Raw genomic sequence first — 24358 nt, 5'->3', positions numbered from 1 at the left:
GATCTCACCTCTTATTATTCGTCGTGGACGCCGTATTTACGGTCAAGGGCGCCCATCTTTCTGGCGTAGTAATAGATCAGTACTACAAAGGTGTAGATTGCGCCTTGCTGGGCAAACCAGAAGCCCAGTTTGTATCCACCGATCTGAATATTATTGAGAACATCCACCAACAGGATGCCGCAACCGAAAGAGACTACAAACCAGATGATCATCAACTTGACCATGAGGCTCAGGTTCTCTTTCCAGTAAGCCTTGGCATCGTCTTCTGACTTAAAAGCCATGAGAGCTTCCTCCAACTTATTGTTATTTGACCGTACCAGTGTCGCCGAACACCTTGCCAGCAACCATTGGACATTGGTCTAGGAGCACGGCGCCGTGTCCGGCACCGTGCCGTTTATTACACTGCGGAAATTACAGGTTGTACTTCCAGGACATCTGGAAATAATTGGAATCGGCATCGGTACCATTGTCGTCGTTGACGGCGAAGTTACCGACTTCCACACCCACAGAAAGATCCGGGGTCAACTGACGAATCAGGTTGACGCCGGCATGTGCCCGCTCCAGCTCGGTCACATCGGTTTGGGCAATGCCGTAGTAGACCGTGCTGCGCCAATCGGCATTCCAGAAGTGACGATAGGAAACATTGGCAGCCACGGTCTCTTCAACCTCAAGGTCACCAGTATCGGGATCAACCACAATATCGCCCACCATACCGGCACCGACGTAACGACCTGACTCACCGACGTTAACCTGGAAACGCAGATCATCTTTGGAGCCAATCTTGATCAGGCCACCAATGTTGGCAGCAACCGTGGTCTCGCTGAGCTCATCATCGGCGGCGCCGCCGGCATTGGTATCGCTGTCAATCTGGCGAACCAGCGCACCGACCTGAATGGAACCCCAATCGCCACCGAACTTATAGGTAGCCACTACATCGGGGAAAGCCTCATCGGCATCAACACCACTGGCACCACCACCTGCCGAGTTCCCATCCACCTGCCCATCGCCCCAGGTTTCCGGATTTTCCAGCGCAATGCTGAAGCCACCAATGGTGTAGCGAATCTGCGGCTGACGCACAAACACTTCCGCCACAATCGGACCACCAAAGTCCAGCGCATCAGGGAAGGTCATGGCCGGGGTAAAGGTCGACCAGTACTGCCCTACCATCCAGTTCTTGTACTGAATAAAGGCATGGCGCAGGCGCGGGTTGGTGGAGTTGGTGGCAACCTCGTTGCCATCACCACCATAAAAATCCATCTCTACAAAGGCTTTGACATCGCCATTGGTATAGGTCGAGTTGAGACGAGTTTCTTTAACATTGAAACCAGTGTGATTGGTATCTTTTTCACCGGGGTTGTTACCGCGCCAGTAATCCTGGTATGCCAGGTCACCGGACACATTGCGGTAATCCGCTTTCAGGTAACCACCAAAAGTCAGGCTACTACTTTTCGCTGCCTTCACCGGCGCCCCTGCGGAACTTCCGCCCTGAGACACCTGACTCTTTAGGGATTGAATCTCTTGCTCCAGCGACTGAATACGCTGCTCGACGTCGCCGTCAGCAGCCATGGCCGGCGCCACAGACATCAACAGGCACGCACCGATGGCGCACGCCAGTGGGGATTTTTTCAACAGATGTGTCATGTCCATATCCTCTCCGCTTTTCTTGTTGTTGGATTGGTTATTCTTATCGAGCGTCAAGTATTAGCAGGAGAGATCAACAGAAACATTAACCATTAGTCTATGCCTCGACCAAAGTCTAAGAGGGTGAAGGGAACTCAATCCGGAAGCCGGACTACAAACCGACCAAAGTCTAATGGCAGCAGAAGCGGAGCCATTGAATACTGTCGCTGTGATCGGGACAGGACTGCGACCCGGTCTGCTGTACCAGAGGTGGCGTCCTGCCAGCAGGAAGCGATCTCGAACCCTCAGGTTCACTCTATACTCAACTGAGAGTCTTACTCTGCACAGTCTCCTTCGGGAGACTGTTTTTTTATCGGCGCTTTTTACTGCCAGACAAGATACCCGCCTCCTCTCTCAACGCCTGGCACGAAAACCCCTGGCATCTGCCTACCTGCGTCCCGCGTTGCAACACTGGCACCTGTCACATCAGTCGTAGCAATTTCGAAGACCATCCCGCATACTGAGGCCCATTCCGATAGCACAATAAAAAGCAAGATATCCGCGCATGGCAATGAATCCCTCAACCTGCATTATTATTGCTGACGACCACCCCCTGTTCCGCTCGGCCCTGAGTGCTACGCTGACGCGCGGCCTCGACAGCCCCTCCGTTCTGGAAACCGAAGACTTTCCCGGTCTGCAACAAATGGTGGAACAGACGCCACAAGCCAACCTGATACTGCTGGACCTGCACATGCCGGGCGCCGAGGGATTCAGTGCGCTGGTGTACCTGACGGCGCATCATCCCAATGTGCCGGTGATGGTGGTCTCGGCTCATGAGGAACCAGAGATCATGCGCCGCGCCATCGACCACGGTGCCGCGGGGTTCCTGCCCAAGAGTGCCGGCATCGATACCATGATGGAAGCCCTGCAAGCGGTGCTCAGTGGCGCCACCTGGCTGCCGGCGGGGGTAGACCAGACACCGATTGCCGGTGACGAGGAACTCTCCATTGCCGACGCCCTTGCCAGCCTGACCCCACAGCAGTTCCGGGTTGCCTCCATGGTGAGCCAGGGCTTACTGAACAAGCAGATCGCCTATGAGCTCAATGTCACCGAAGCCACCATCAAGGCGCACATGACCGAGATCTTCCGCAAGCTGGGAGTCCACTCCCGCACCCAGGCCGCGGTGGCCATCGGCCAGCTGGCGGTGCACCCGGTGCAATCGCTGGATGAGTTTCGTAAAAGCCCGCAATAACAGCCTTCCCTCAACTATTCACCGCTCTTCTCGGGAACAGTGAATCCATCCTGTGCTGTGCACCTGAACGGCTTTCGGAGTGAGCATGGGTTGCTTCGCTGCGCTCGCAACGACGGGGTTTGGAGGTTACGACCCCGGCCGCGGCGAAGTAAGAACATGTGCCACACACTCCCCGACCGTCATTGCGAGACGCGGTTTTCAGCGGCGAAGCAAACCATGCCTGGCACCTGGAGACCGGCCGAAGTGAACATGGGTTGCCGCGCTGCGCTCGCAACGACGGGGTTTGGAGGTTGCGGCCCGGCCGCGGCGCAGCAAGAACCTGCCACACACTCCCCGACCGTCATTGCGAGGAACGCAGAGACGAAGCAAGCCATGTCTGGCAGCGGCCCGAGATCCAGAGTGAACATGGGTTGCCGCGCTGCGCTCGCAACGACGGGGTTTGGAGGTTGCGGCCCGGCCGCTGCGAAGTAAGAACCTGTGCCACACACTCCCCGACCGTCATTGCGAGGAACGCAGAGACGAAGCAAGCCATGTCTGGCAGCGGCCCGAGATCCAGAGTGAACATGGGTTGCCGCGCTGCGCTCGCAACGACGGGGTTTGGAGGTTGCGGCCCGGCCGCTGCGAAGTAAGAACCTGTGCCACACACTCCCCGACCGTCATTGCGAGGAACGCAGAGACGAAGCAATCCATGTCTGGCAGCGGCCCGAGATCCAGAGTGAACATGGGTTGCCGCGCTGCGCTCGCAACGACGGGGTTCCGGATTGAAGGATTACGGGAACCAACAACGACGCGACGCTCACAAGGACGATTAGCCGAGACGTACCTAACCCACCAGCAAGCGCTGACGCCGCAGAGCGCGACGCATCATGTTGCGCAGCGCCACCGGCTGTACCGGCTTGGCGAGAAACAGGCAGTCGGCCTCCTGCACCTGGTGACGAACCTCATCGCTGTTATCGGCACTGATGACGATGGCCGGAATCGGCTCCTGCCAGTGATAACGCAGCGCTTCCAGTACATCCAGGCCGGTCTCTTCGTCGAGATGGAAATCCGCCAGCACCAGCTGCGGCGCACTGTCATCGCTCCAGCGCGACAATGCCTCACGCAGGTCAGTCGCCAGCACCACACGACACCCCCACTGTTCCAGCAGGGATTTCATGCCCGCCAGGATCACCGGCTCGTTATCGATACAGAGAATCGACAGCTCGCCCAGAAAGCCCTCCGCCACCGGTTTGGTGCGCACCTGCTGCTGCGGTTCGCCGAGGCTGACGGAGATGCGGAATACCGAGCCCTTGCCCGGCACCGAGTCGACGCTGATGGGATGTCCCAGCAGCAGGGAAATGCGCTTGGCGATAGAGAGCCCCAACCCCAATCCCTGATTGCCACCACCACTGGAGGGCAAGCGCTCGAACTCCTCAAAGATTCGCTGCCGGTCCTGCTCGGCAATACCCGGGCCTGTATCCCACACCTCCACCACCACATGATCGCGGTGGCGCCGGCAGCCCAGCAGCACCTTGCCCTGCCGCGTATAGCGGAGGGCATTGGAGACAAAATTCTGCAGCACCCGGCGCAGCAGCACCGCGTCACTGTTGACCCACACAGAGGACGGCACCCAGCGAAACGCCAGCGACTCGCGGGTGGAGGCCAGTGCCTGCGCCTCACTGGCCAGCTGCCGCAGCAGGGTATCGAGGGCGAAGTGCTCGCGCTTGGGCTGCTCCTTGCCCGACTCCAGCCGCGAGATTTCTCGCAGGGAGCTGATCAGCTGTTCAGCCTGCGCCAGGGCATCGTCCAGGTAGTCCACATCCCCCCGCAGGCCGGAGGGCTGCTCGCCCACCTTGGCACTGAGGGAGGAGACAAACAGCCGCGCCGCATTGATCGGTTGCAGCAGGTCGTGGCTGGCAGCAGCGAGGAAGCGGCTCTTGCTGGCGTGCACCGCTTTCAGCTCCTGCTCCACCCGCGCCCGCAGGTCGTTCTCCCGCTGCAGCATGGTGTTGGCCTCCTGCAACTCGGCGGTGCGCGCCTCGACCCGGTCCTCCAGGGTCTCCTTCGCCACCTCCAGCTGGTCCAGCATCAGGTGGTAATCACTGACATCGGTGTAGGTGGTCACGTAGCCGCCGTTGGCCAGTGGCGTGCCGCGAATCTCGATCACCCGCCCATTGGGCAATACCCTTTCAATGCGGTGGCTGCTGCCGGATCGCAACTGCTCCAGGCGCCGCTGCACGGTGGACTCTACCGGATCGTTACCACTGCCGATGTAACCGCGCATGGCGTTGTAGTGGTAGATCTTTTCAATATCACAACCCACGTAGAGCAGTCGTTTGGGGTAGTCGAACATCTGCTGGTACTGCTGGTTCCAGGCCACCAGCTTGAGGTCCTTGTCCACCACGCTGATGCCCTGGGGAATAGTCTCCAGGGTGGTCTGCAGCAAGGTCTGGCTGAATTGCAGCTGGCGGGAACTGCCGCCCACCAGCGACACAAAGTCCTGCAGCTGCAGTGGCTGCTGGCTAACCAGCAGCTGCATCGCCTTGTGGGCAGAGACCGCGCCGATAATCGCCGCCAGGTCACTCTCGATGGCGGTCACCGCAAAGCGTGGCGCCTGATCGTGTGGCAGCAGACGATGCCCCACCTCCTGCTCGAACTCACGCCACATATCCAGGGTGCGCTCGACACCGAACAGCGGCTCCATCAGCGCGTGCAGCTGCTGCACCTCGATGCCGGAGGGCTCCATATCCAGCGATTGACGGCGCATGCGCCAGCGCAGGCGGGTAAAGGCATCGGCCTGCCGGACATCCAGCAGGCGGAAGGTGGAGCGTTTCGACACCAGCAGGAACACCAAGGTGTTGAGCAACAGGCTCCAGAACACGCCGTGGCTCACCGGATCGAGACCGGTGAGACCAAACAAGGCATTGGGCCGCAACCAGCTCAGGCCTCCCAGCCCCGCAATCATCAACGGATGATCCGCCGGCAGCAGGGCCGGCAGCAGCAGGCAATAGAACCACAGCAGCATGCCCACCAGCAGGCCGACAGCCACGCCATTGGCGTGGCCTCGCGGCCAGTAGAGCGCCGCCACCACCGCCGGCATCAACTGCGCACAGGCGGCAAAGGAGATGATGCCCATACTGGCCAGACCCTTGGAGTTGGCCAGCACCCGCTCCAGCGCCCAGGCCAGCACCAGCACGGCGATAATGGAGATACGGCGGATCAGGCGCAGTGACGCACCGAGGTCGGCCGCGCTCTTGCCGCGCTGGGAACTGGAGCGCAGCCACAGCGGCACAATCAGTTCGTTGGAGATCATGATGGAGAGGGCGATGGTGGCCACCACCACCATACCGGTGGCTGCCGACAGCGCACCGATAAAGGTGGTAGCCAGGGTGGTCTCGGCACCGGCCCAGCGCGGCAGGGTGAGTACATAGCTGTCCGGCGCTATGGCCAGGCCACTGAACAGCTGTGCGCCCACTTGTGCCATGGGAAACACCAGAACCGCAAACAGCGCCAGATAGAGTGGCAGCAGCCAGCGCGTGTAACGCAGGTCGGTACGGTGCTGGTACTCCACCACCATGACGTGAAATTGCCGTGGCAGACAGACAATGGCACAAGCCGCCAGCAGCACCTGGGTGATAAACAGCGGACTGGTCAGCTGCTCGGTGCGGAAGTTGGGCACCATATCGGAGACTTCCAGCCCCGGCGCCTGTAACAGGCGTATCGCCAACCACGCCACCATCACAAAGGCGATGATTTTCACCACCGATTCCAGGGCCACTGCCGTTATCATGCCGCGGTAGCGATCCGGCCCGTCGATAATGCGAGTACCAAACAGGATACTGAACCAGGCCATGGCGAGGGCGGCGATCAGGCTCGACCAGCCGTCAAAACGGGTCTCCACAATTTCGGTCCAGTGAATCCCCTGCCAGGCGATACCCACCGCCCGCAGCTGCAGCGCGATATAGGGCAAGGTACCGATAACCAATACCAGTGTAACGGTGGCCGCCAGGCGCTGGCTCTTGCCATAACGGGAGCCGATAAAGTCGGCAATGGAGGTGACCTTGTTACGGGAGCTGACCACCAGCAGGCGACGCAAAAAGGGCCAGCCAAATGTGATCAGCAGGATGGGACCAAGATAGATGGACGAGAAGATCCAGCCGTCCTGAACCGCTTGCCCCACAGCCCCCAGGAACGTCCAGGAGCTGCAATAAACGCCGATCGACAGGGTGTAGATCAGCGGCCGCAGCCAGGTCTTGTGCAGACCGTGGCCAAAGCGCTCCGCAACCCAGGCGATGGCAAACAGCAGGCCGCTGTAGAGGCATACCAGAATAATGAGTAACTGACTGTCCATGCCGTGCCCTGGAGTGAAAAAACGGTTCACGCCACCCCGTACAGCGGAGCAAACGTCCGCCCAGTCTAACCAAAAACCGCCAGCTGTCCCATTCGACCTAGGTCGGGCGCTTCGGCGGACAGTAATTCACCTGATCCTCTGACGAACTTGTTTGGCGTTACGCCCTTCCGGAACACAGGCTCGGCAGAAATCCCCGATTCCCGTCGTTGCGAGCGTAGCGCGGCAACCCATGTTCACTCCGAACCCTGGGCCGCTGCCATACATGGATTGCTTCGTCCCTGCGCTCCTCGCAATGACGGCTGAAGAGTGTGGTGGCTCTTGCGGTGTAGGTTGGTGCCCCCCCACACCCGTCGTTGCGAGCGTAGCGCGGCAACCCATGTTCACTCCGAACCCGGGGCCGCTGCCATACATGGATTGCTTCGTCTCTGCGCTCCTCGCAATGACGGCTGAAGAATGTGGTGGCTCTTGTGGTGTAGGTTGGTGCCCCCCTCCATACCCCACACCCGTCGTTGCGAGCGCAGCGCGGCAACCCATGTTCACTCCGCGCCCAGGGCCGCGGCCATACATGGATTGCTTCGTCCCTGCGCTCCTCGCAATGACAGCCGGGAAGTATGGCTGATCTCAAAGCAACAAAGTGGCCGGGCAATAAAAAACGCGGCCGAAGCCGCGTTTTTTATTGCCAGCGTTACCCGCAGTCAGTGACTCATGACAATCCGGTCACCCTCCAGCTTCGCATGAATGGTATCGCCCGGCGCAAACTTGCCGGCCAGTACATCCTGCGCCAGCGGGTTTTCGATGTATTGCTGGATAGCCCGTTTCAGGGGACGGGCGCCATACACCGGATCGTAGCCCACTTCCGCCAGCTTGCTCATGGCGGACTCGTCCACCTCGAAGCCTAGCTCGCGCTCCGCCAGTCGCTTGCGCAGCAGGTCCAGCTGGATGGTGGCAATGCCGTGAATCTGGCTCTTGCCCAGCGGATGGAACACCACCACTTCATCAATACGGTTGATAAACTCGGGGCGGAAGTGTCCCCCCACCACATCCATGACCGCTGACTTCATGGCTTCATAGCGCACCTCGTTCTCGCCACTGCCCTCGCTGGAAATTCCCTCAAAGGCCTTGTTGCGGGCGATCTCCTGGATGGCGTCGGAACCGAGGTTGGAGGTCATGACCACTACCGTGTTGCGGAAATCCACGGTACGCCCCTGACCATCCGTGAGGCGACCATCGTCCAGCACCTGCAACAGGATGTTGAACACATCCGGATGGGCCTTCTCCACCTCATCCAGCAGCAGCACGGAGTATGGTTTGCGGCGCACCGCTTCAGTTAGGTAACCACCCTCTTCGTAACCCACATAGCCGGGCGGCGCACCGATCAGGCGAGCCACCGAGTGCTTCTCCATAAACTCGGACATGTCGATCCGCACCATCGCTTCCTGGGTATCAAACAGAAACTCAGCTAACGCTTTGCACAATTCGGTTTTACCCACACCGGTGGGACCGAGGAACAGGAAGGAACCGTTGGGGCGGTTGGGATCCGACAGTCCCGCCCGTGAGCGGCGCACGGCATTGGAGACCGCCACCACCGCCTCGCCCTGACCGATGACCCGCTGGTGCAGGAACTCTTCCATGCGCAGCAGTTTTTCGCGCTCGCCTTCCAGCATTTTGCTCACCGGAATGCCGGTCCACTTGGAGACCACTTCGGCAATTTCTTCATCGGTAACGCGGTTGCGCAGCAGTTTCATCTCGATATTTTCCGCCTGGCTGGCGGCTTCCAGCTGCTTTTCCAGCTCCGGAATAACACCGTACTGCAGCTCGGACATGCGCCCCAGGTCACCGGCGCGGCGCGCGGCTTCCAGATCCATCCGCGCCTGCTCCAGGTTGGCTTTAATACCAGCCGAACCGTGCAGGGCGGCCTTTTCCGCACGCCACACTTCATCCAGGTCGGCAAAGGCACGCTCGGCCTTTTCAATCTCGCCGCTAAGAATCTCCAGCTGTTTGCGCGCCGAATCGGTGTCTTCTTTCTTTACCGCCTCGCGCTCAATCTTGAGCTGGATCAGGCGCCGCTCAAGACGGTCCATCTCCTCGGGTTTGGAATCGATTTCCATACGGATGCGACTGGCGGCCTCGTCGATCAGGTCGATGGCCTTGTCCGGCAGCTGGCGGTCGGTGATATAGCGCTGCGACAGTTTAGCCGCGGCAATAATCGCCGAGTCGGTAATATCCACACCGTGGTGAACTTCGTAACGCTCTTTCAAACCGCGCAGGATGGCGATGGTGTCCTCTTCACTGGGTTCGTCAACCAGTACTTTCTGGAAGCGGCGTTCCAGTGCGGCGTCCTTCTCGATGTACTGACGGTACTCATCCAGGGTGGTGGCACCCACACAGTGCAGTTCACCGCGGGCCAGTGCCGGCTTGAGCATGTTGCCGGCGTCCATCGCGCCTTCGGCTTTACCGGCTCCCACCATGGTGTGCAGCTCGTCGACGAAGAGGATGATGCGCCCCTCCTGCTTGGCCAGTTCGTTGAGCACCGACTTCAGGCGCTCCTCGAACTCGCCGCGGAACTTGGCACCCGCCAGCAACGCGCCCAGATCCAGTGACAACAGACGCTTGTTTTTCAGACCTTCCGGCACTTCGCCGTTGACGATGCGCTGGGCCAGACCTTCCACGATGGCGGTCTTACCCACACCGGGCTCGCCGATCAGCACCGGGTTGTTTTTGGTGCGACGCTGCAACACCTGGATGGTCCGGCGGATCTCGTCGTCACGACCGATCACCGGGTCCAGCTTGCCGGCTTCGGCACGGGCGGTGAGATCGATGGTGTATTTATCCAGCGCCTGACGGTTGCCTTCGGCGTCGGGATTGTTGACCGCTTCGCCACCGCGCACCTTGGTGATGGCCTCATTGAGTTTGCCTGCCTCGCCGCAGGATTTGAGAATCTTGCCCAGTGCACTGGCCCCGTCATCCATGGCCGCCTGCAGCACACACTCGCTGGAGATGTAGGCATCGCCGTTCTGCTGGGCCTTTTTGTCCGCCAGGTTGAGCAGGCGCGCCAACTCCTGGGACATATTCACGTCACCGGTAGGGCTCTGTACCCGCGCCAGACCGTCCAGCGCCTTGGCCAAGCCATTGCGCAAAGCAGTGATGTCAAAGCCCGCCTGGACCAGCAGCGGACGCACCGCACCACCCTGCTGGTCCAGCAAGGCCTGCAGCAGGTGCACGGGTTCAATCTGGTTGTGATCGCGGCCTACGGCCAGGGACTGGGCGTCGGAAAGCGCCAGTTGCAGCTGATTGGTCAAACGGTCGATGCGCATGAGGTCTCCCACCTGATAAACGTCGTTGCCGGCACCCTTGGGCCGGGATTACACGCTAGATGGGGTCAGCATGGCAGAAATCAACCACTAAAAGCGTAATTCGTGCGCCATTTTTGCCAGTTGATTGATATACAGCAAATGCGGGCAGCTCACCGGATCAGGCCAGCCAGATCAGGCTGGCCATACGGCCGGTATCCCCATCCCGGCGATAAGAATAGAAGAGATCGGCTTCTGCGAAAGTGCAGTGGGTACCGCCGTACACCTGCGTCACTCCGAGCTCGGTTAACTCGGCGCGGGCCAGGGCGTAAAGGTCGGCGTGAAACTTCATGGGATGGCGTGCGCTGGGGCGGATGGCAGCGGAGATGGATTCGCAGTGGGAGGGACTGATGGCGCCTTCGTAAAAGCCTTCCAGCACGTCGATTCCCACCTCGAAATGGGCCTGGCTGATGGCCGGGGCGAGATAGACCAGGCATTGCGCAGGATCGGCAAAGGTGGCGATGGTCTCGCGGATAATGCCATCGGCCAGGCTGCGCCAGCCGGCGTGAATCGCCGCCACCCGGGTGCCCTGCTGATCACACACCAGCAACGGCAGGCAGTCGGCGGTCAGTACACTGCAGACCACGCCACTTTGGTGGCTGTAGCACGCATCTGCCGTTCGCACCTGCCCGTCAGTCTCTGCCTCCACCACCTTGATACCATGCACCTGATTGAGCCACTGCGGCTCGGCCGGCAGCTGCAGCTGTTGTTGCAGCTGCACCCGATTGGCCTGCACATCCTCGCTCTGATCACCCACGTGGGCCGCCAGGTTGTTGCTGTCATAGGGGGCCTTGCTGCAACCGCCACGGCGGGTGGTAATGGCCGCGTGCACCGTGGAGGGCGCGGGCCAGTCGGGAATAATGCAGTCTTCCATGGTCATCAATGCACTCCTCGCCTGCCCCGCATTGGTAGCGCCGGGGCAACACAATTAATTCCAGCGTTCCGCCTGCTCTTTGGCATCCGCTTTCAGCAGCGCCAGCAGCTGTTGCATATCCTCGGGCAGAGGTACCTGCCACTCCATATAATCACCGGTTACAGGGTGAATAAGGCCCAGCTGGGCGGCGTGCAGTGCCTGGCGACCAAAGCCACGCAGGAACTCCAGCAACTCCGGAGTCGCCCCCTTGGGCACTTTCATCCGCCCGGCGTAGGTGGAATCCCCCACCAGCGGGTAGCCGATGTGCGCCATGTGCACACGGATCTGGTGGGTACGGCCGGTCTCCAGCTTCAGCCGCACATGGCTGTGGTTGGCAAAGCGCTTCAGTAAACGGTAGTGGGTAATGGCCTCTTTACCACCAAAATTGACCACCGCCATCTTCTGCCGCTGGCGCGGGTGACGGCCCATGGGCTCATCCACACTGCCGCCTCCGGTCATCACCCCCACCACCACGGCTTCGTATTCCCGGCTGACGCTGCGCTCCTGCAACTGGGCTACCAGGTCGGCGTGGGCCTCCAGGGTCTTGGCCACCACCATCAGGCCGGTGGTGTCTTTATCCAGTCGGTGCACAATGCCCGCCCGCGGCACGTGAATCAGCTCCGGGCAGTGGTGCAGCAACCCATTGAGCAGGGTGCCGCTGCGGTTGCCGGCCGCCGGGTGCACCACCAGGCCCTTGGGCTTGTTGATCACCAGGATCTGGTCATCCTCATAGATGATATCCAGGGCGATGGCCTCGGCCTGCCAGTCCCCCTGCTCCTCGTGCTCGGCGTCCAGCTGCAGCTGCTCGCCCCCCATCACCTTGTCCTTGGGCTTGGCCACCCGGCCATCGACGGTGAGGGCCCCGGATTTGATCCAGCTCTGGATGCGGGAACGGGAGAAACCGGGGAACAATTCGCCAGCGGCAAAATCCAACCTGCTGCCCATCATCTCGCGGGGAACAATTGCGGTCTGCTGAATTCTGTCTGCCATGTTGGGATTACCTGAAATAAGAGAAATCATGCTCGCTTTGGTCTGGCCGTGCTCTGTGTTTAAATACGCCCTTCCCAGCGAGCTGGGTAGTTTAATCAAGCGGCCGGCAATAATCATGTACAAAAGCCCTCCGCCACGACGAAGTAGAGCGAAATTATGCGCGCCCGAGTTGCCATCCTGCTGTTAAGCGCCCTGTTCCTGGTCGCCTGTTCCTCAAATGATGAGAAAGGCCCCAAGTACGCCACCGAAAAAGAGTTCTATGACGCCGCCCAGCGTCAGCTGAAGAGCAGCCAGTGGGATCTGGCCATTGAGAACCTGCAGTCCCTGGAGTCCAACTACCCCTTCGGCACCTACGCCGAACAGGCCCAGCTGGAGCTGATCTACGCCTACTACCGCAATTTTGAGCCGGAAGCGGCCTCGGCGGCAGCGGATCGCTTTATCCGCCTGCACCCCCAACACCGCAATGTGGATTACGCCTACTACATGAAGGGGCTGGCCTCCTTCACGGAAGGTAACGGCATGTTTGAACGCTTCCTGCCCACCGACCTGACCCAGCGTGATCCGGGGGCTGCACGGCAGTCTTTTGCCCACTTTTCCCAGCTGCTGGCCCGCTTCCCCAACAGCCAGTACGCCCCGGATGCCCGCAAGCGCATGATCTACCTGCGTAACCTGCTGGCCCGCTACGAGATCCACGCCGCCAACTACTACATGAAGCGCGGTGCCTTTATTGCCGCCGCCAACCGCGGCCGCTACGTGGTGGAGAATTTCCAGCAGACCCCGGCGGTACCGGACGGCTTGGCAGTGATGATCCAGAGCTACCACGTGCTGGGACTGGACGACCTGGCGCAGCAGGCGCTGGCCACGCTGAAGCTCAACTACCCGGAGCACCCGGCACTGGTGGACGGCGAGTTCAACTACCAGCACACCAACCGCCTCGGTGACCGCTCCTGGATCAGCTACCTCACCTTCGGCCTGTTCGACAAAAAAGATCCACCCGGATTCGACAGTCGCGCCATCTACAATCCGGAATTCCGGGACGAGGATTTTGACGATGAAGCTGCCAACCCGGCCTGATCGTTAAACAACTCCTCCCAACAAAAAAGCCCTGTGGTTTGCGCCACAGGGCTTTTTTGTTTTTAGGGACCAGGGCCTAGCCTGTAGCGCCAGCGTCCTGTAGCGCCAGCGTCCTGTAGCGCCAGCGTCCTGTAGCGAAGCGTCCTAGCTCCTGGAAGCGTAGCGCCCCTGCCCTTATTCCCCCAACTTCCACCCATTGGTAATGGGGTAGCGGCGATCGCGACCGAAGCCACGCTGGGTAATGCGCGGTCCCACCGGGGCCTGGCGGCGCTTGTACTCGTTGAGATCCACCAGACGCAGAACCCGGTTCACCACATCCGCCTCGAAGCCCTCTTCGATAATGGCGGCAGCACTGCAGTCCCGCTCTACATAGAGTTCCAGTATACGATCCAGCACCTCATAGGGGGGCAAGCTATCCTCATCTTTCTGGTCCGGGGCCAGTTCCGCTGACGGCGGACGCTCGATGACGCTCACCGGAATCACTTCACCCAGGCTGTTGCGGTAGCGGGAGAGCTCAAACACCATCACCTTGGGCACATCCTTGAGCACATCAAAACCACCGGCCATGTCGCCGTAGAGGGTGGAGTAGCCCACCGCCATCTCGCTCTTGTTGCCGGTGGTCAGCACCAGATAGCCCTTCTTGTTGGAAAGTGCCATCAACAGGGTACCGCGACAGCGTGCCTGCAGGTTCTCCTCGGTGGTGTCGCGACTGGTACCGGCAAACTCATCCGCCAGGGCCGCCATGTAAGCCTCGAACATGGGCTCAATGGAGATGGACTGATAGCGCACACCCAGCCGTGTGGCTTCATCGGCGGCGTCATTTTTACTCAGGTCAGAGGTATAGCGGAACGGCATCATCACCGCCTCCACCCGATCCTTACCCAGGGCATCCACAGCGATGGCCAAGGTCAGGGCCGAATCAATGCCGCCGGAGAGTCCCAGTACCACGCCCTTGAAACGGTTCTTGTTGACGTAATCCCGCACCCCCAGCACCAGCGCCTGGTAAACGCTGGCCAACAGCTCGGGCTCGGGCGCAATGTTGGTCTGCTGGATCTTGCAGTGGCCGTTGGTTACCTCCAGCTCCACCGCCAGCAGGGACTCCTCAAAAGCCGGTGCCTGCACCCGCAGCTCGCCGTCACCGTCCACCACCATGGAGGCGCCATCGAACACCAGCTCATCCTGTCCGCCCACCTGATTCACATAGACGATGGGCATCTGTCCCTCGCGGGCACGGTCGTGCAGCAGGGTGCGGCGTTCATCCACCTTGCCGATGTGGAACGGCGAGGCGTTGAGGTTGAGCATAATCTGGGCACCGGCCTCTTTGGCCTGCAGCATAGGCTCCATCTGCCAGATATCCTCACAGACAGAGATGGCGGCCTTGATACCCCGCAGCCGCACCACACAGGGTGTGTCACCGGGCACGAAGTAGCGCTTTTCATCGAACACGCGGTAGTTGGGCAGGTGCTGCTTGGCGTACTCGGCGGTAATTTCACCACCGTCAATCACACCCGCCATATTGAAGACGCGACCCGCCACCACCCGCGGATAACCCAGCACCACGGCAGCCTGTAAAGACGCCTCACAGATGGTCTGCAGGGCGCGATTGATGCGCAGCTCCAGGCTGGCCCGCAACAGCAGGTCTTCCGGTGGATAGCCGGTCAGGGTCAGTTCCGGAAACACCACCACATCCGCACCATGCTCGGACTGCGCCTGGCGCACGGTATCCAGCACCAGCTCGGTGTTGCCCTGGATATCCCCCACCAGAGGGTTTACCTGGGCCAGGACTATCTTTAGGGTTGGCATATTTTTTACTCCGGTTAGATACTGACTCCGGCTCCGGCAATGGCAGCGTCGGAGCGGGCGCTATTTTCGGCCAAACGCAAGGATTAAGCAAAACCCATGACCACCCAAGCCGTAGACCTGAACTATCCCCTGCTACGTATCTACGCCTATTACCGGTTGGGGCTTGGCGGCCTGCTGCTGACAATGTTTGTCGCCGGGGTAACTCCAGCGACCCTGGGCGTGCAGGATCCATCGCTGTTCTTCTACACCGCCCTGATCTACTCCGCCGCCTGCCTGCTGACGCTGGTGATACTCTGGCGAAGGGAGTTTTCCCCCCGTGAAGAACAACTGTTCCTGGTACTGTTTGTCGATGTACTGGCGCTGATCCTGATGATCCATGCCAGTGGAGGGCTTGGCAGCGGTCTCGGCTTTCTACAGCTGGTGGTGGTGGCCGCCGGAGGCATTTTTCTCAGCCGGCAGGTGAGTACAGCCCTCACCGCCCTTGCCAGTCTGGCCGTGCTGACCCAGACCCTCTACCTGGACCGCCTCAGCCTGGAATCCAGCCGGCAGATCTTTGTGGCCGGCATCCTGGGGGCCATGCTGTTCGCCTGCTCGCTCTCGTTTGGTTACCTCAGTCGCCGCCTGCGCCAGAGTGCGGAGGAGCTTTCCCGTCAGGCGGCCCACGCGCAGCGCATACAGCAGATGGCACAATCCATCATCGAACGTATGCAGACCGGTATCGTCGTCGCCAAACCCGATGGCCGTATTGAGCTGATCAATCAATCTGCCGAGCGCCTGCTCCACTGGCCGCAGTCCCCGCAACGCCACCTCGGCGACATTGAGGAGGTGGCCGAACTGGCATCCAGCTGGCGGCTTCACCCCGATACCCGCGCCCCGGATTTAAAGGTGGGCCCGACCCAGACAGAGGTACGCCTGCGCTTTGCCGAACTGAGTACCGACCACGACCAGGACACACTGATCTTTGTGGAGGACACCCGCGGCCTGAACCGCGAGGCGCAGAATATCAAGCTGGCCTCCCTGGGCCGCCTCACTGCCAGTATCGCCCACGAGATCCGCAACCCCCTGGGCGCTATCAGCCACGCCGGGCAGCTGCTGGCCGAATCCCCGGACCTGAACCGCGCCGACCAGCGGCTGGTGGAGATTGTGGGCACCAATGCCCGCCGGGTGAACCAGATTATCGAAAATGTGATGCAGCTGTCGCGGCGACGCCCCACCCAGACCGAGCTGCTGCAGCTGCCGGCCTGGCTCGAACAGTTCCGGCAGGATTATCAGCAACAGAGCGATGTTGAAATTCCCATTCACAACCACAGTAGTGACCCGGAACTGAAAGTGCGGGTGGACACCAGTCACCTGCGGCAGGTCCTCACCAATCTGACGGATAACGGCGTGCGCCACAGCCAGCAGGCCTGTGGCAATGCCAATGTCAGTTATGAAACCGGTATCGACAGCGATTCACGCCTGCCCTACCTGCTGGTGATCGACGCTGGCAACGGCATCCCGGAGGAGAGCCTGGCGCACATCTTCGAGCCGTTTTTCACCACTGAAGCCAGTGGCTCGGGACTGGGGCTGTACCTGTCGAGGGAGTTGTGTGAGGCCAATCACGCCACGCTCAGTTACGAGCGCCGTCCCGACAATCGCAGCTGTTTTCGTATAGACTTCGCCCATCCCGATCGTATTTTCTGACCACAGCCATGACCAATGCCACACACGCCCTGATTATTGATGACGAACCGGATATCCGTGAACTGCTGGAGATCACCCTGCTGCGTATGGGTGTGGAAGTCAGCTGCGCCGCCACCGTCACGGAAGGGCTGCGCCACCTCAACAGCGATACGGAATACCAGCTCTGCCTGACGGACTTGCGCCTGCCGGACGGTGATGGACTGGAGATAGTGCAGTGGATTCAGAAATACCGCCCCACACTGCCGGTAGCGGTCTTCACCGCCCACGGCAACATGGACACCGCCATCAGCGCCATGAAAACCGGCGCCTTCGACTTTCTCTCCAAGCCGGTAGAACTGGAACAACTGCGCACCCTGATCCAGACCGCTCTCCGACTCAACCAGGAAGCCAGTGCCCCCGGCATGGACCTGCCAGAGTCCTCCCTGCTGGGGAATGCACCCGGCATGGTGCGGTTGCGACAGCAGATTGCCAAGGTCTCCCGCAGCCAGGCACCGGTCTATATCAGTGGCGAATCCGGTACCGGTAAAGAGCTGGTGGCCCGCGCCATCCACTACCATGGTGGCCGCGCCGAGGGGCCGTTTATCCCGGTGAACTGCGGCGCAATCCCCCGGGAGCTGATGGAGAGCGAATTCTTCGGCCACAAAAAAGGCAGCTTTACCGGCGCCAGCAGTGACAAGCAGGGACTGTTTCAGGCGGCCAACGGCGGCACCCTGTTTCTCGACGAAGTCGCTGACCTGCCGCTGGACATGCAGGTCAAACTGCTGCGCGCCATCCAGGAGAAAGCGGTGCGCCCCATTGGCGCCGAACAGGAGATCCGGGTGGATATCCGCCTCCTCAGCGCCACCCACAAGGACCTGGCCCGCGAGGTGGAGCGGGAGAAGTTTCGCAGCGACCTGTTTTACCGCATCAATGTGATTCAGCTGGACATCCCTCCCCTGCGTGAGCGCAAGGAAGATATTGAACTGCTGAGCCGACACTTCCTGCAGCAGTTCTCCTCCGAGGCTGACCTGCCTGCGGCGGAGTTGACCGCGCCGGCACTGCAATCCCTGAGCGGCTACAGTTTTCCGGGCAACGTCCGGGAGCTGGAAAACATCCTGGAGCGGGCCTTCACCCTCTGCGAAAACGATCGCATCCGCCCTGAAGACCTGCAACTGCCGCAGATCAGCCAGCCCTCAGGCATCCCCCTGGGGGGCTCTTCCCGTGAGTACGACAGCGTCAGCAACCTTGATGAGTATCTGGAAGAGATCGAAAAAGAGGTCATTCTGGCAGCGCTGGAGAGCACCCGCTGGAACCGCACTGCGGCCGCGCAGAAACTGGGCATCAGTTTTCGCTCCTTCCGCTACCGGCTGAAGAAACTGGATCTCGATTCAGAAGAGAACTGATCCCGCCACACTCCTACTTTGGGACGAAGACAGTTGCGCTCGTCCCGTTCAAAATGCCCCATCGTTGATTTCAGGGAGGAGACAACGATGGCACTACACCCCGATTCCTGTTGCCGGCAGAGACCGCAACGGGGTTTGACACTGATCGAACTGATTATCGTGCTGGCCCTGTCCGCTCTGCTGCTGGGTATCGCCATGCCGTCCCTGCAGCCACTGCTGAACAGGCAGACCCGCAGCGCCAGTGTGAATCAGGTCATCGCTATTCTCAGGTACACGCAACAGAAGGCGGTGTTCAGCGGCCGTCCGGCGACGCTCTGCCCCAGCTCGTCAGGTGACAGCTGTGACGCGGCGTGGGGTAGCGGCCAGCTCATGGTCTTCGCCGATCCCGAAGGAGATGGATTGTTTGATAAAGATGGAGCGGATCAGTTACTGAAGCTGGTTATGTTGCCCAATGACTGGTCCATTAATTGGCGGGCGTTCGGCAACCGCAACCACATCGCCTACGATCCCCGTGGCTACGTTTTCAACCAGAATGGCACCATGGAGATCTGTCCGGCACAAGCCACTGACGTTATAGCGGTGCTGGTGATCAACCGGATTGGGCGATTGCGGCGGGAGGAGCGCCGTTACAGTGCTTCGAAATGCTAAAAAAATGGCGCCGCAGGGGCGCCATTACGTTCGTACTTTGGAAGGGAAGGGTTAGCACTCTTCTGCCCAGCACAGCTCATCCGCATCGTAAGCGCCATTGGCGTTACGATCCCAGGCCCTGTTTCCAAAGTTATCCAGCCGCAAGCGCCCGTCCTCAACCTGCGAGGTGCCGGCGATTGGAATCGCCTGCAGGGTATAGGTGGTCGCGGTAGACGCAGTCACCCGCAAATCGTAGTACTTGGTTGGACTATCGATCGGTGCCTGGGTTGCAAAAATGGTGGGCACGGTGGCAGCCGAACCCGTGGCATAGGTCACATTGGAGGTGAAGTGCCTCTCCATCGCCTGGGCCAACCCCGTCAACGCGCCCTGCGCATCAGCGCGGCGTGTTTTACGCACGTGATCCTGATACCCGGGAAGGGCTACCGAGGTCAAAATCCCCAATATCACTATAACGATCAACAGTTCGATCAAAGTAAATCCACTACTACGCTTTATCATAAGTTGTTTTTATCCTGTTATTCCTGGTACCAGAAGGTTCGCACAGCACGATCCAGCGGCAAATCAAGGTCACTCTTCTGGGTACCCAGATACAACTGCGACCCCTCCTCTGTCATGATCAACACCGGATCGTCCACAATACCCGGCAGGTAAACATCCGCCGAGCGATCGGCCTTGGTGAGATCATCATCCAGATCACCCCGATTGACCACTGCGGTGGCATCCAGCACGCTGACAATGTACTCGCGGTTAAGGCCTACCACTGCCACACACTTCTTCACGGAAGCCTTAGGCTCATAGGTCGAGAACAACACCTTGCCATTAAAGACGGCGGGGCGGGACAACACTTTTTCGCCCTCGTTCTCCATGGTGATATACCAGCCCTTGGCCTGCGCCAGCTCGGTAGTAGCCGCAGCCTTCTCATCATCGCTGCCGTCCTGAATCAGGTTCTCTGTCGCGTCATAGAGATCACTCTCGGTAACGCTGTAGGCCGAGTCTGCACTGATAGGCTGCTTGAGTGAATAGAAACGATCGCTGACGGCTTTTTCCAGCGGGTGCGCCCGGTAACCGGAACCCAAAAGAATTGTCAGGTATTTTTCAGATCCCACCCGTGTCAATGCCACATCAGCGCCGTGATAGAAGCGGCGGGCGTTGGCCGCGTCATTGCCTGCCAGCGTGGCAATGCGGGTAACTGTTGAGAACTGCGCGCGACTCTTGGTGCCGTTGTTATCAAAGTCGACGCGCCACACCTGGCCCCCGGTATCCCCGAAATAGAGCATATCCAGAATGGTGTCGTTATTGATATCCACACCGGTTAACTGGGCCGGAACCGGGTATTTCATGTCGGCCACGTTTTCGGCGTTGCCTGAGAAGCCGGGGCCTGCGCTCCAGAGCAGGTCACCGGTTTCTGCATCCACCATGTAGACACCACGCCCCATACTGCTCACGGTGACGACATCGACTTCATCCTGGTTGGTGTCATAACCGGCACCAAACACCAGCACATTTTTGGTAATGATGTCGTTACCCGAGCTGGCTTTATAGCGAATCTTGGTCAACAGCGGCTTGGACCAGGTCTGCCCCAGCTCACCAAAGTCGCCCGTGCCGCCTTCAATCTTCCACATAAATTTGGGCGAATTGATGTTGGTGAGGTCATAGGCGTAGTAGTTACGACCGCCACGACGCATACCGATATAGAGGTAGACATGGTCACCATCGGCGGCCTCGATCTTGCCATCGCTGTCCACATCCTTGATCCAAACCGTAGGCGATCCGTCCAGTCCATAGGGTCGGGTAGCACCAGCCTGATTGGCCTTGTAGTCCTTAAAGTTAGCCATCAACTCTTCGGGCACAATGGCAAACTTTTCCACCCCTGACTGGGCGCCTGTCCCGGCACTTATGGCGTGCAACAAGCCGCCGTTGGTACCAAAGAACAGGTAGTATTCCGCATCCGACTCGTTGCCATCCCCATTAGGGTCAGAGTCGTAGGTGACAATGGTCGGACGCGAGTGCAGCGGGTCTGCCATGATGTGGCGGCTGGTGGTGGTGGGATCACCATCCTCATCATCCACATCATTACCGCGAATCCACTGGATCAGCTCCGTACGCTCAGCGTCCGTTGCGGCATCAATTCCCAGCATCGCCTTGGTGATCAGGGTGTTGCCATCCACCAGCAGGTTATCCGTGTCTGTCAGCGTCGTCACCGACGAGTTAGCGTGGTAGACATACAGCTTGCGATTGTCCGGATCGGGCATTTTCGAGTTGGCACCACCCAGTCTGACGCTGTTGCCGTCTGTGACACTGGACCACAGGCTCTTGGCGGTGTCCTTGAAGTATCCGGTATCCTCATCGACGGCCAGGCTATTGTTGGCATCAACAATATCCACGGACGCACCTTTCAAACCGTACTTCTTCACGTTACCCGGCCAGTTGGGCTCCTCCAACGGTTTGAACACCGCGTAGTAAATCTCGTTGCGGTGGGTCAGGCGGTTAAACTGGTTTACGGAGACCGATGGTGCCGCAAAACTGGTATCAATATCCATTACTCCACCGAGAATGGACTTAAAGACCGTTACCAGCGTGTCCGCCACCTCGGAAACCGAACTTCCCGTTACCGAATAGGAACTGCCATTACCTTTTTCGGCGATACTGGCCAGCCAGGGGGTGGCACCACCAACCAGCGCAATGGTATGAGTGTTGATCAACTGATCCCCCGCCAACCCGGGAGCCTGATCCTTGGTGCCCAGAAATTCCGCGATCTCCTCACCACATTTGCCAAATGGCCTGTAGTAATCATCAGTTATGAGGTCTGCATCAGCACACGAGCCGCCGGTCATCGCGGTAATCAGGCTCTCATCCTCCGGACCGCCATGAGGCTGGCCGTCAGTGAGATAAACAATGTGGTTCTCCTGGCAACTGTACTCCATGGGCGAGGTATAGACGGCATCGCCACTGATGTACTCACCGGCACAATCACTGGAACCCAGATTGGCATCCGTACAACCGGCCGGACGTACCAGACTGCCACCGGTCCAGGAAAGCGAGGTTGAGACCCGGCTAGAAGCCTTATCCCATCTGCTGCTGCTGCGCTGTTTGCCGTAGACCACGCCTTCGCCACGCATATAACGGGCAGCTTCGTAGTAGGTATCCACAATCGGCGTTGAACCCTGGGCGACCAGCTCGTTGTTGACGATCTCCTTGAGCCGGTCCCGCACCAGCACCTGGTCGGTCGAGAAGCCGTCGGTGGTGTAGGAAACGATCAGCTGTGCTGCACTCAGTGCTGCGGCGTCGCGGGTGTATGCGGCTTTAGCAGTGCCGCTACTGTGCCGCAGGATCAAGGCCATGGCGTTCCCGGCGGACCAGCCAGCGCGGTTCACAATGGCCTGCAAGACCGTTTTGATATCCGCTGTCTCGTAATACTGCTCATCGATCCAGTCACTGGTAGTCCAGTTGACCGCGGTAGTCAGGCTTCGATCAGAGATATCCTTTTTATCGGTGGTAAAACCGGGCGCATTATCGACATCTTCTCCCGCAATGGCGATGGTGGTGGAGCCGCTGCCGTTACTGGTCGCCCGCAAACGCAGGTGGGCACTGATAATGGTTGCGCCCTGCGGAATCGATACGCCGCTATAACGCAGCCCCACCAGCAGGTTGCTGCTATCCAGGTTCAGTTGCGTACCTGCCAGGCTGGGCACAACATCGCTGCCGGTTGTTTTCGCCTGTTCGGCATCATCCGCATCGTTGATAAGCTGGTAACTGCTGGAAACGCGGGCACAACTGCCAGTCGCCGGCAGCGAGTCGACATCGTACTCAATCACCAGCTTTGGCGCCGTTGCTGCGGAGCTCTCGAACGCAGCCGCCACCCGGCGTCCGCCACCCACACTGCCATTCACCATAAACGCCATGGTGTTACCACCACACCAGTCGCTGAGACCGACGATTTCCTGCACCACATCGGTAAGGTCGCTGGTGCTGTAGGTGTTTCCGGCCTCCCAGGCATCAGCACTCCACAGGGTGCTGGCAGTAGTGCTGGTACGGCCGCTGATGTCACCACTGACAGCCTGGAATTGTGCGGCGTTGCCGCTGGCTTCCCCAACCACGGTGTAGTCAGCCGTATCATCGCTACTGGTGGCCGCAGTAAATTCGATATAGGCGCGGGTAATGGTGGCGCCCTTGGGTACATCTACCTCGGTAAAACGCAAGCCAACCGCCTGCAACTCACCACTGGCGGCTGTGGTGTAGGTCATATTGAGCTGCGGGGTTTCTGTGCCGTTGGTCTTGGCCATCTCCCGCCGACCGCCGGCACTGCCTGCATTCTCTGCCAGGATGAAAGTCATGGCATCGTCGCTGGTGGTGCGCGCAGCCAGTATTTCCTGCACCACCGGACTGATATCCACACTCTGCAGCAGTGCGCTGGCACTGCCCGGAGTATTGATATTCCAGACAACACTTTTACCTGTGGTAGCACGATTGGTGATATTGAACGGGTCGGCGGTAAAAGAACCCGAATCGTTAAGTTCACCGAAGATATCAACGCTTAAGTCATCCTGTGAGCCTGAGGAAGCCAAACGATTGGTCTGTCGCATCTGCAACTCGGCCGACAAGACCGTACTGCCCAATGGCAAGCCCGTTCCGACTACCGGCGCAAAACGCAGACCTACCTTTTGACTGTGACGGGCGTCGGTGTCGTACATCAATTCCAGATCAACACTGACGGTTCCCGTGCCGGCGGTTTTAATCATATCCCCGGGAGTTGCCGCTCCCGATGATTCCAGCACCTCTTCCGCCAGGTCATTCACCGGATCGATCACACTGAAACTGGCCTTCTGAGCACTGGCAGAGTAGTTCTCTACCAGTTCCAGATCAGCATCTGACAAGGTAACCGTACCGCTGGAGAGAATCTCTACAGCGTCATCTTCGGCCGCGGCAACACGGCTGGACACTGTTGCCGTCGGCTCACCCGCCAGATCGTCAACATTACGTACCGGATAGAGCACTGCACCACCAGGCGCGGTAAACCGCATGATCCCCACATTGACGTTACTGATACTGTCCAGCGTGGCGTTCATGGCCTGCTTCAGCGCTGCGAGACGTTCGCCATTGCCGGAGTCAGCGTCCGGATCAAGAGTAAAAGTCATGGATCCGGAGGTATCCAGCACAAACAGCACGTTGGGGCGCACTTCTTCACCGGATGCCCCGATAGCAGCACCGCCAAAGTAGATCTCGGTGTCATCCGCGTAGGCAGGCACCAGCCCCAATGAAGCGTAGAGAAAGCCGGCGGCCAGGTGGGTCAATCGATTCTTCAGCATAATATTT

Annotated in this window: 14 protein-coding genes; 5 read left to right on the top strand and 9 right to left on the bottom strand. The window is 59.5% G+C overall.

The window, feature by feature from the left end; translation table 11 throughout:
- Positions 1-14: 14 nt before the first annotated feature.
- Together GSF27_RS14575 and GSF27_RS14570 are read right to left on the bottom strand one after the other, a co-directional pair.
- Positions 15-281, bottom strand: a complete 267-nt coding sequence (locus GSF27_RS14575) for a DUF4212 domain-containing protein (protein ID WP_160970413.1) — start codon at positions 279-281, stop codon at positions 15-17.
- A gap of 130 nt (positions 282-411) precedes the next feature.
- Positions 412-1641 carry a DcaP family trimeric outer membrane transporter gene (locus tag GSF27_RS14570; protein WP_202410471.1) on the bottom strand — a complete coding sequence of 410 codons (1230 nt, stop codon included), beginning with the start codon at positions 1639-1641 and terminating at the stop codon, positions 412-414.
- Between the two features lie 544 nt (positions 1642-2185).
- On the opposite strand from GSF27_RS14570, the gene GSF27_RS14565 reads away from it, so the two are divergent.
- Complete coding sequence (locus GSF27_RS14565) at positions 2186-2872, top strand: response regulator (RefSeq protein WP_370462613.1); 687 nt, start codon at positions 2186-2188, stop codon at positions 2870-2872.
- 823 nt (positions 2873-3695) lie between these two features.
- Here the strand turns inward: GSF27_RS14565 and GSF27_RS14560 are convergent.
- From GSF27_RS14560 to rluD, 4 genes are all read right to left on the bottom strand, one after another.
- Positions 3696-7202 carry a PAS-domain containing protein gene (locus GSF27_RS14560; protein ID WP_160970411.1) on the bottom strand — a complete coding sequence of 1169 codons (3507 nt, stop codon included), beginning with the start codon at positions 7200-7202 and terminating at the stop codon, positions 3696-3698.
- 695 nt (positions 7203-7897) lie between these two features.
- Positions 7898-10516 (bottom strand): ATP-dependent chaperone ClpB, encoded by a 2619-nt coding sequence (gene clpB / locus GSF27_RS14555; RefSeq protein WP_160970409.1) that lies wholly within the window; start codon positions 10514-10516, stop codon positions 7898-7900.
- Positions 10517-10673: 157 nt separating this feature from the next.
- Positions 10674-11432, bottom strand: coding sequence for a peptidoglycan editing factor PgeF (pgeF, locus tag GSF27_RS14550; protein ID WP_160970407.1), 759 nt, complete (start codon positions 11430-11432; stop codon positions 10674-10676).
- A gap of 48 nt (positions 11433-11480) precedes the next feature.
- Positions 11481-12455: a 23S rRNA pseudouridine(1911/1915/1917) synthase RluD gene (gene rluD, locus GSF27_RS14545; protein WP_160970405.1), complete on the bottom strand. Its 975-nt coding sequence runs from the start codon at positions 12453-12455 to the stop codon at positions 11481-11483.
- Positions 12456-12611: 156 nt separating this feature from the next.
- On the opposite strand from rluD, the gene GSF27_RS14540 reads away from it, so the two are divergent.
- Positions 12612-13529, top strand: coding sequence for an outer membrane protein assembly factor BamD (locus tag GSF27_RS14540; protein ID WP_160970403.1), 918 nt, complete (start codon positions 12612-12614; stop codon positions 13527-13529).
- A 174-nt stretch (positions 13530-13703) separates the two neighbouring features.
- On the opposite strand, the gene GSF27_RS14535 is transcribed toward GSF27_RS14540, so the two are convergent.
- The gene (locus tag GSF27_RS14535) at positions 13704-15332 is read right to left on the bottom strand and encodes an NAD+ synthase (protein ID WP_160970401.1); all 1629 of its coding nucleotides are present in this window, start codon (positions 15330-15332) and stop codon (positions 13704-13706) included.
- A gap of 96 nt (positions 15333-15428) precedes the next feature.
- On the opposite strand from GSF27_RS14535, the gene GSF27_RS14530 reads away from it, so the two are divergent.
- The 3 genes from GSF27_RS14530 (at position 15429) to GSF27_RS14520 (ending at position 19045) form a co-directional block, all read left to right on the top strand.
- On the top strand, positions 15429-17015 hold the full coding sequence (locus GSF27_RS14530; RefSeq protein WP_160970399.1) for a PAS domain-containing sensor histidine kinase: 1587 nt from the start codon (positions 15429-15431) through the stop codon (positions 17013-17015).
- Positions 17016-17023: 8 nt separating this feature from the next.
- Entirely contained in the window at positions 17024-18397 is a 1374-nt protein-coding gene (locus tag GSF27_RS14525; protein WP_160970397.1) for a sigma-54 dependent transcriptional regulator, read from the top strand.
- Positions 18398-18484: 87 nt separating this feature from the next.
- Entirely contained in the window at positions 18485-19045 is a 561-nt protein-coding gene (locus tag GSF27_RS14520) for a GspH/FimT family pseudopilin (protein ID WP_255493850.1), read from the top strand.
- Positions 19046-19096: 51 nt separating this feature from the next.
- Here GSF27_RS14520 and GSF27_RS14515 read toward each other — a convergent pair whose 3' ends face one another.
- Complete coding sequence (locus GSF27_RS14515) at positions 19097-19516, bottom strand: type IV pilin protein (protein ID WP_237457580.1); 420 nt, start codon at positions 19514-19516, stop codon at positions 19097-19099.
- A 44-nt stretch (positions 19517-19560) separates the two neighbouring features.
- The gene (locus GSF27_RS14510) at positions 19561-24351 is read right to left on the bottom strand and encodes a PilC/PilY family type IV pilus protein (protein WP_160970391.1); all 4791 of its coding nucleotides are present in this window, start codon (positions 24349-24351) and stop codon (positions 19561-19563) included.
- Positions 24352-24358: the final 7 nt, after the last annotated feature.

Source organism: Pseudomaricurvus sp. HS19 (assembly GCF_009857815.1).
Lineage (GTDB): Bacteria > Pseudomonadota > Gammaproteobacteria > Pseudomonadales > Cellvibrionaceae > Pseudomaricurvus.
Note: the sequence above shows the minus strand (reverse complement) of the source record. Positions and strands in the feature narration are given on the sequence as shown.

What these genes read in the sequence shown, in the direction of transcription:
- GSF27_RS14575 (WP_160970413.1), bottom strand. Translation starts at nt 281, where the DNA reads ATGGCTTTTAAGTCAGAAGACGATGCCAAGGCTTACTGGAAAGAGAAC.
- GSF27_RS14570 (WP_202410471.1), bottom strand. Translation starts at nt 1,641, where the DNA reads ATGACACATCTGTTGAAAAAATCCCCACTGGCGTGCGCCATCGGTGCG.
- GSF27_RS14565 (WP_370462613.1), top strand. Translation starts at nt 2,186, where the DNA reads ATGGCAATGAATCCCTCAACCTGCATTATTATTGCTGACGACCACCCC.
- GSF27_RS14560 (WP_160970411.1), bottom strand. Translation starts at nt 7,202, where the DNA reads ATGGACAGTCAGTTACTCATTATTCTGGTATGCCTCTACAGCGGCCTG.
- clpB (WP_160970409.1), bottom strand. Translation starts at nt 10,516, where the DNA reads ATGCGCATCGACCGTTTGACCAATCAGCTGCAACTGGCGCTTTCCGAC.
- pgeF (WP_160970407.1), bottom strand. Translation starts at nt 11,432, where the DNA reads ATGACCATGGAAGACTGCATTATTCCCGACTGGCCCGCGCCCTCCACG.
- rluD (WP_160970405.1), bottom strand. Translation starts at nt 12,455, where the DNA reads ATGGCAGACAGAATTCAGCAGACCGCAATTGTTCCCCGCGAGATGATG.
- GSF27_RS14540 (WP_160970403.1), top strand. Translation starts at nt 12,612, where the DNA reads ATGCGCGCCCGAGTTGCCATCCTGCTGTTAAGCGCCCTGTTCCTGGTC.
- GSF27_RS14535 (WP_160970401.1), bottom strand. Translation starts at nt 15,332, where the DNA reads ATGCCAACCCTAAAGATAGTCCTGGCCCAGGTAAACCCTCTGGTGGGG.
- GSF27_RS14530 (WP_160970399.1), top strand. Translation starts at nt 15,429, where the DNA reads ATGACCACCCAAGCCGTAGACCTGAACTATCCCCTGCTACGTATCTAC.
- GSF27_RS14525 (WP_160970397.1), top strand. Translation starts at nt 17,024, where the DNA reads ATGACCAATGCCACACACGCCCTGATTATTGATGACGAACCGGATATC.
- GSF27_RS14520 (WP_255493850.1), top strand. Translation starts at nt 18,485, where the DNA reads ATGGCACTACACCCCGATTCCTGTTGCCGGCAGAGACCGCAACGGGGT.
- GSF27_RS14510 (WP_160970391.1), bottom strand. Translation starts at nt 24,351, where the DNA reads ATGCTGAAGAATCGATTGACCCACCTGGCCGCCGGCTTTCTCTACGCT.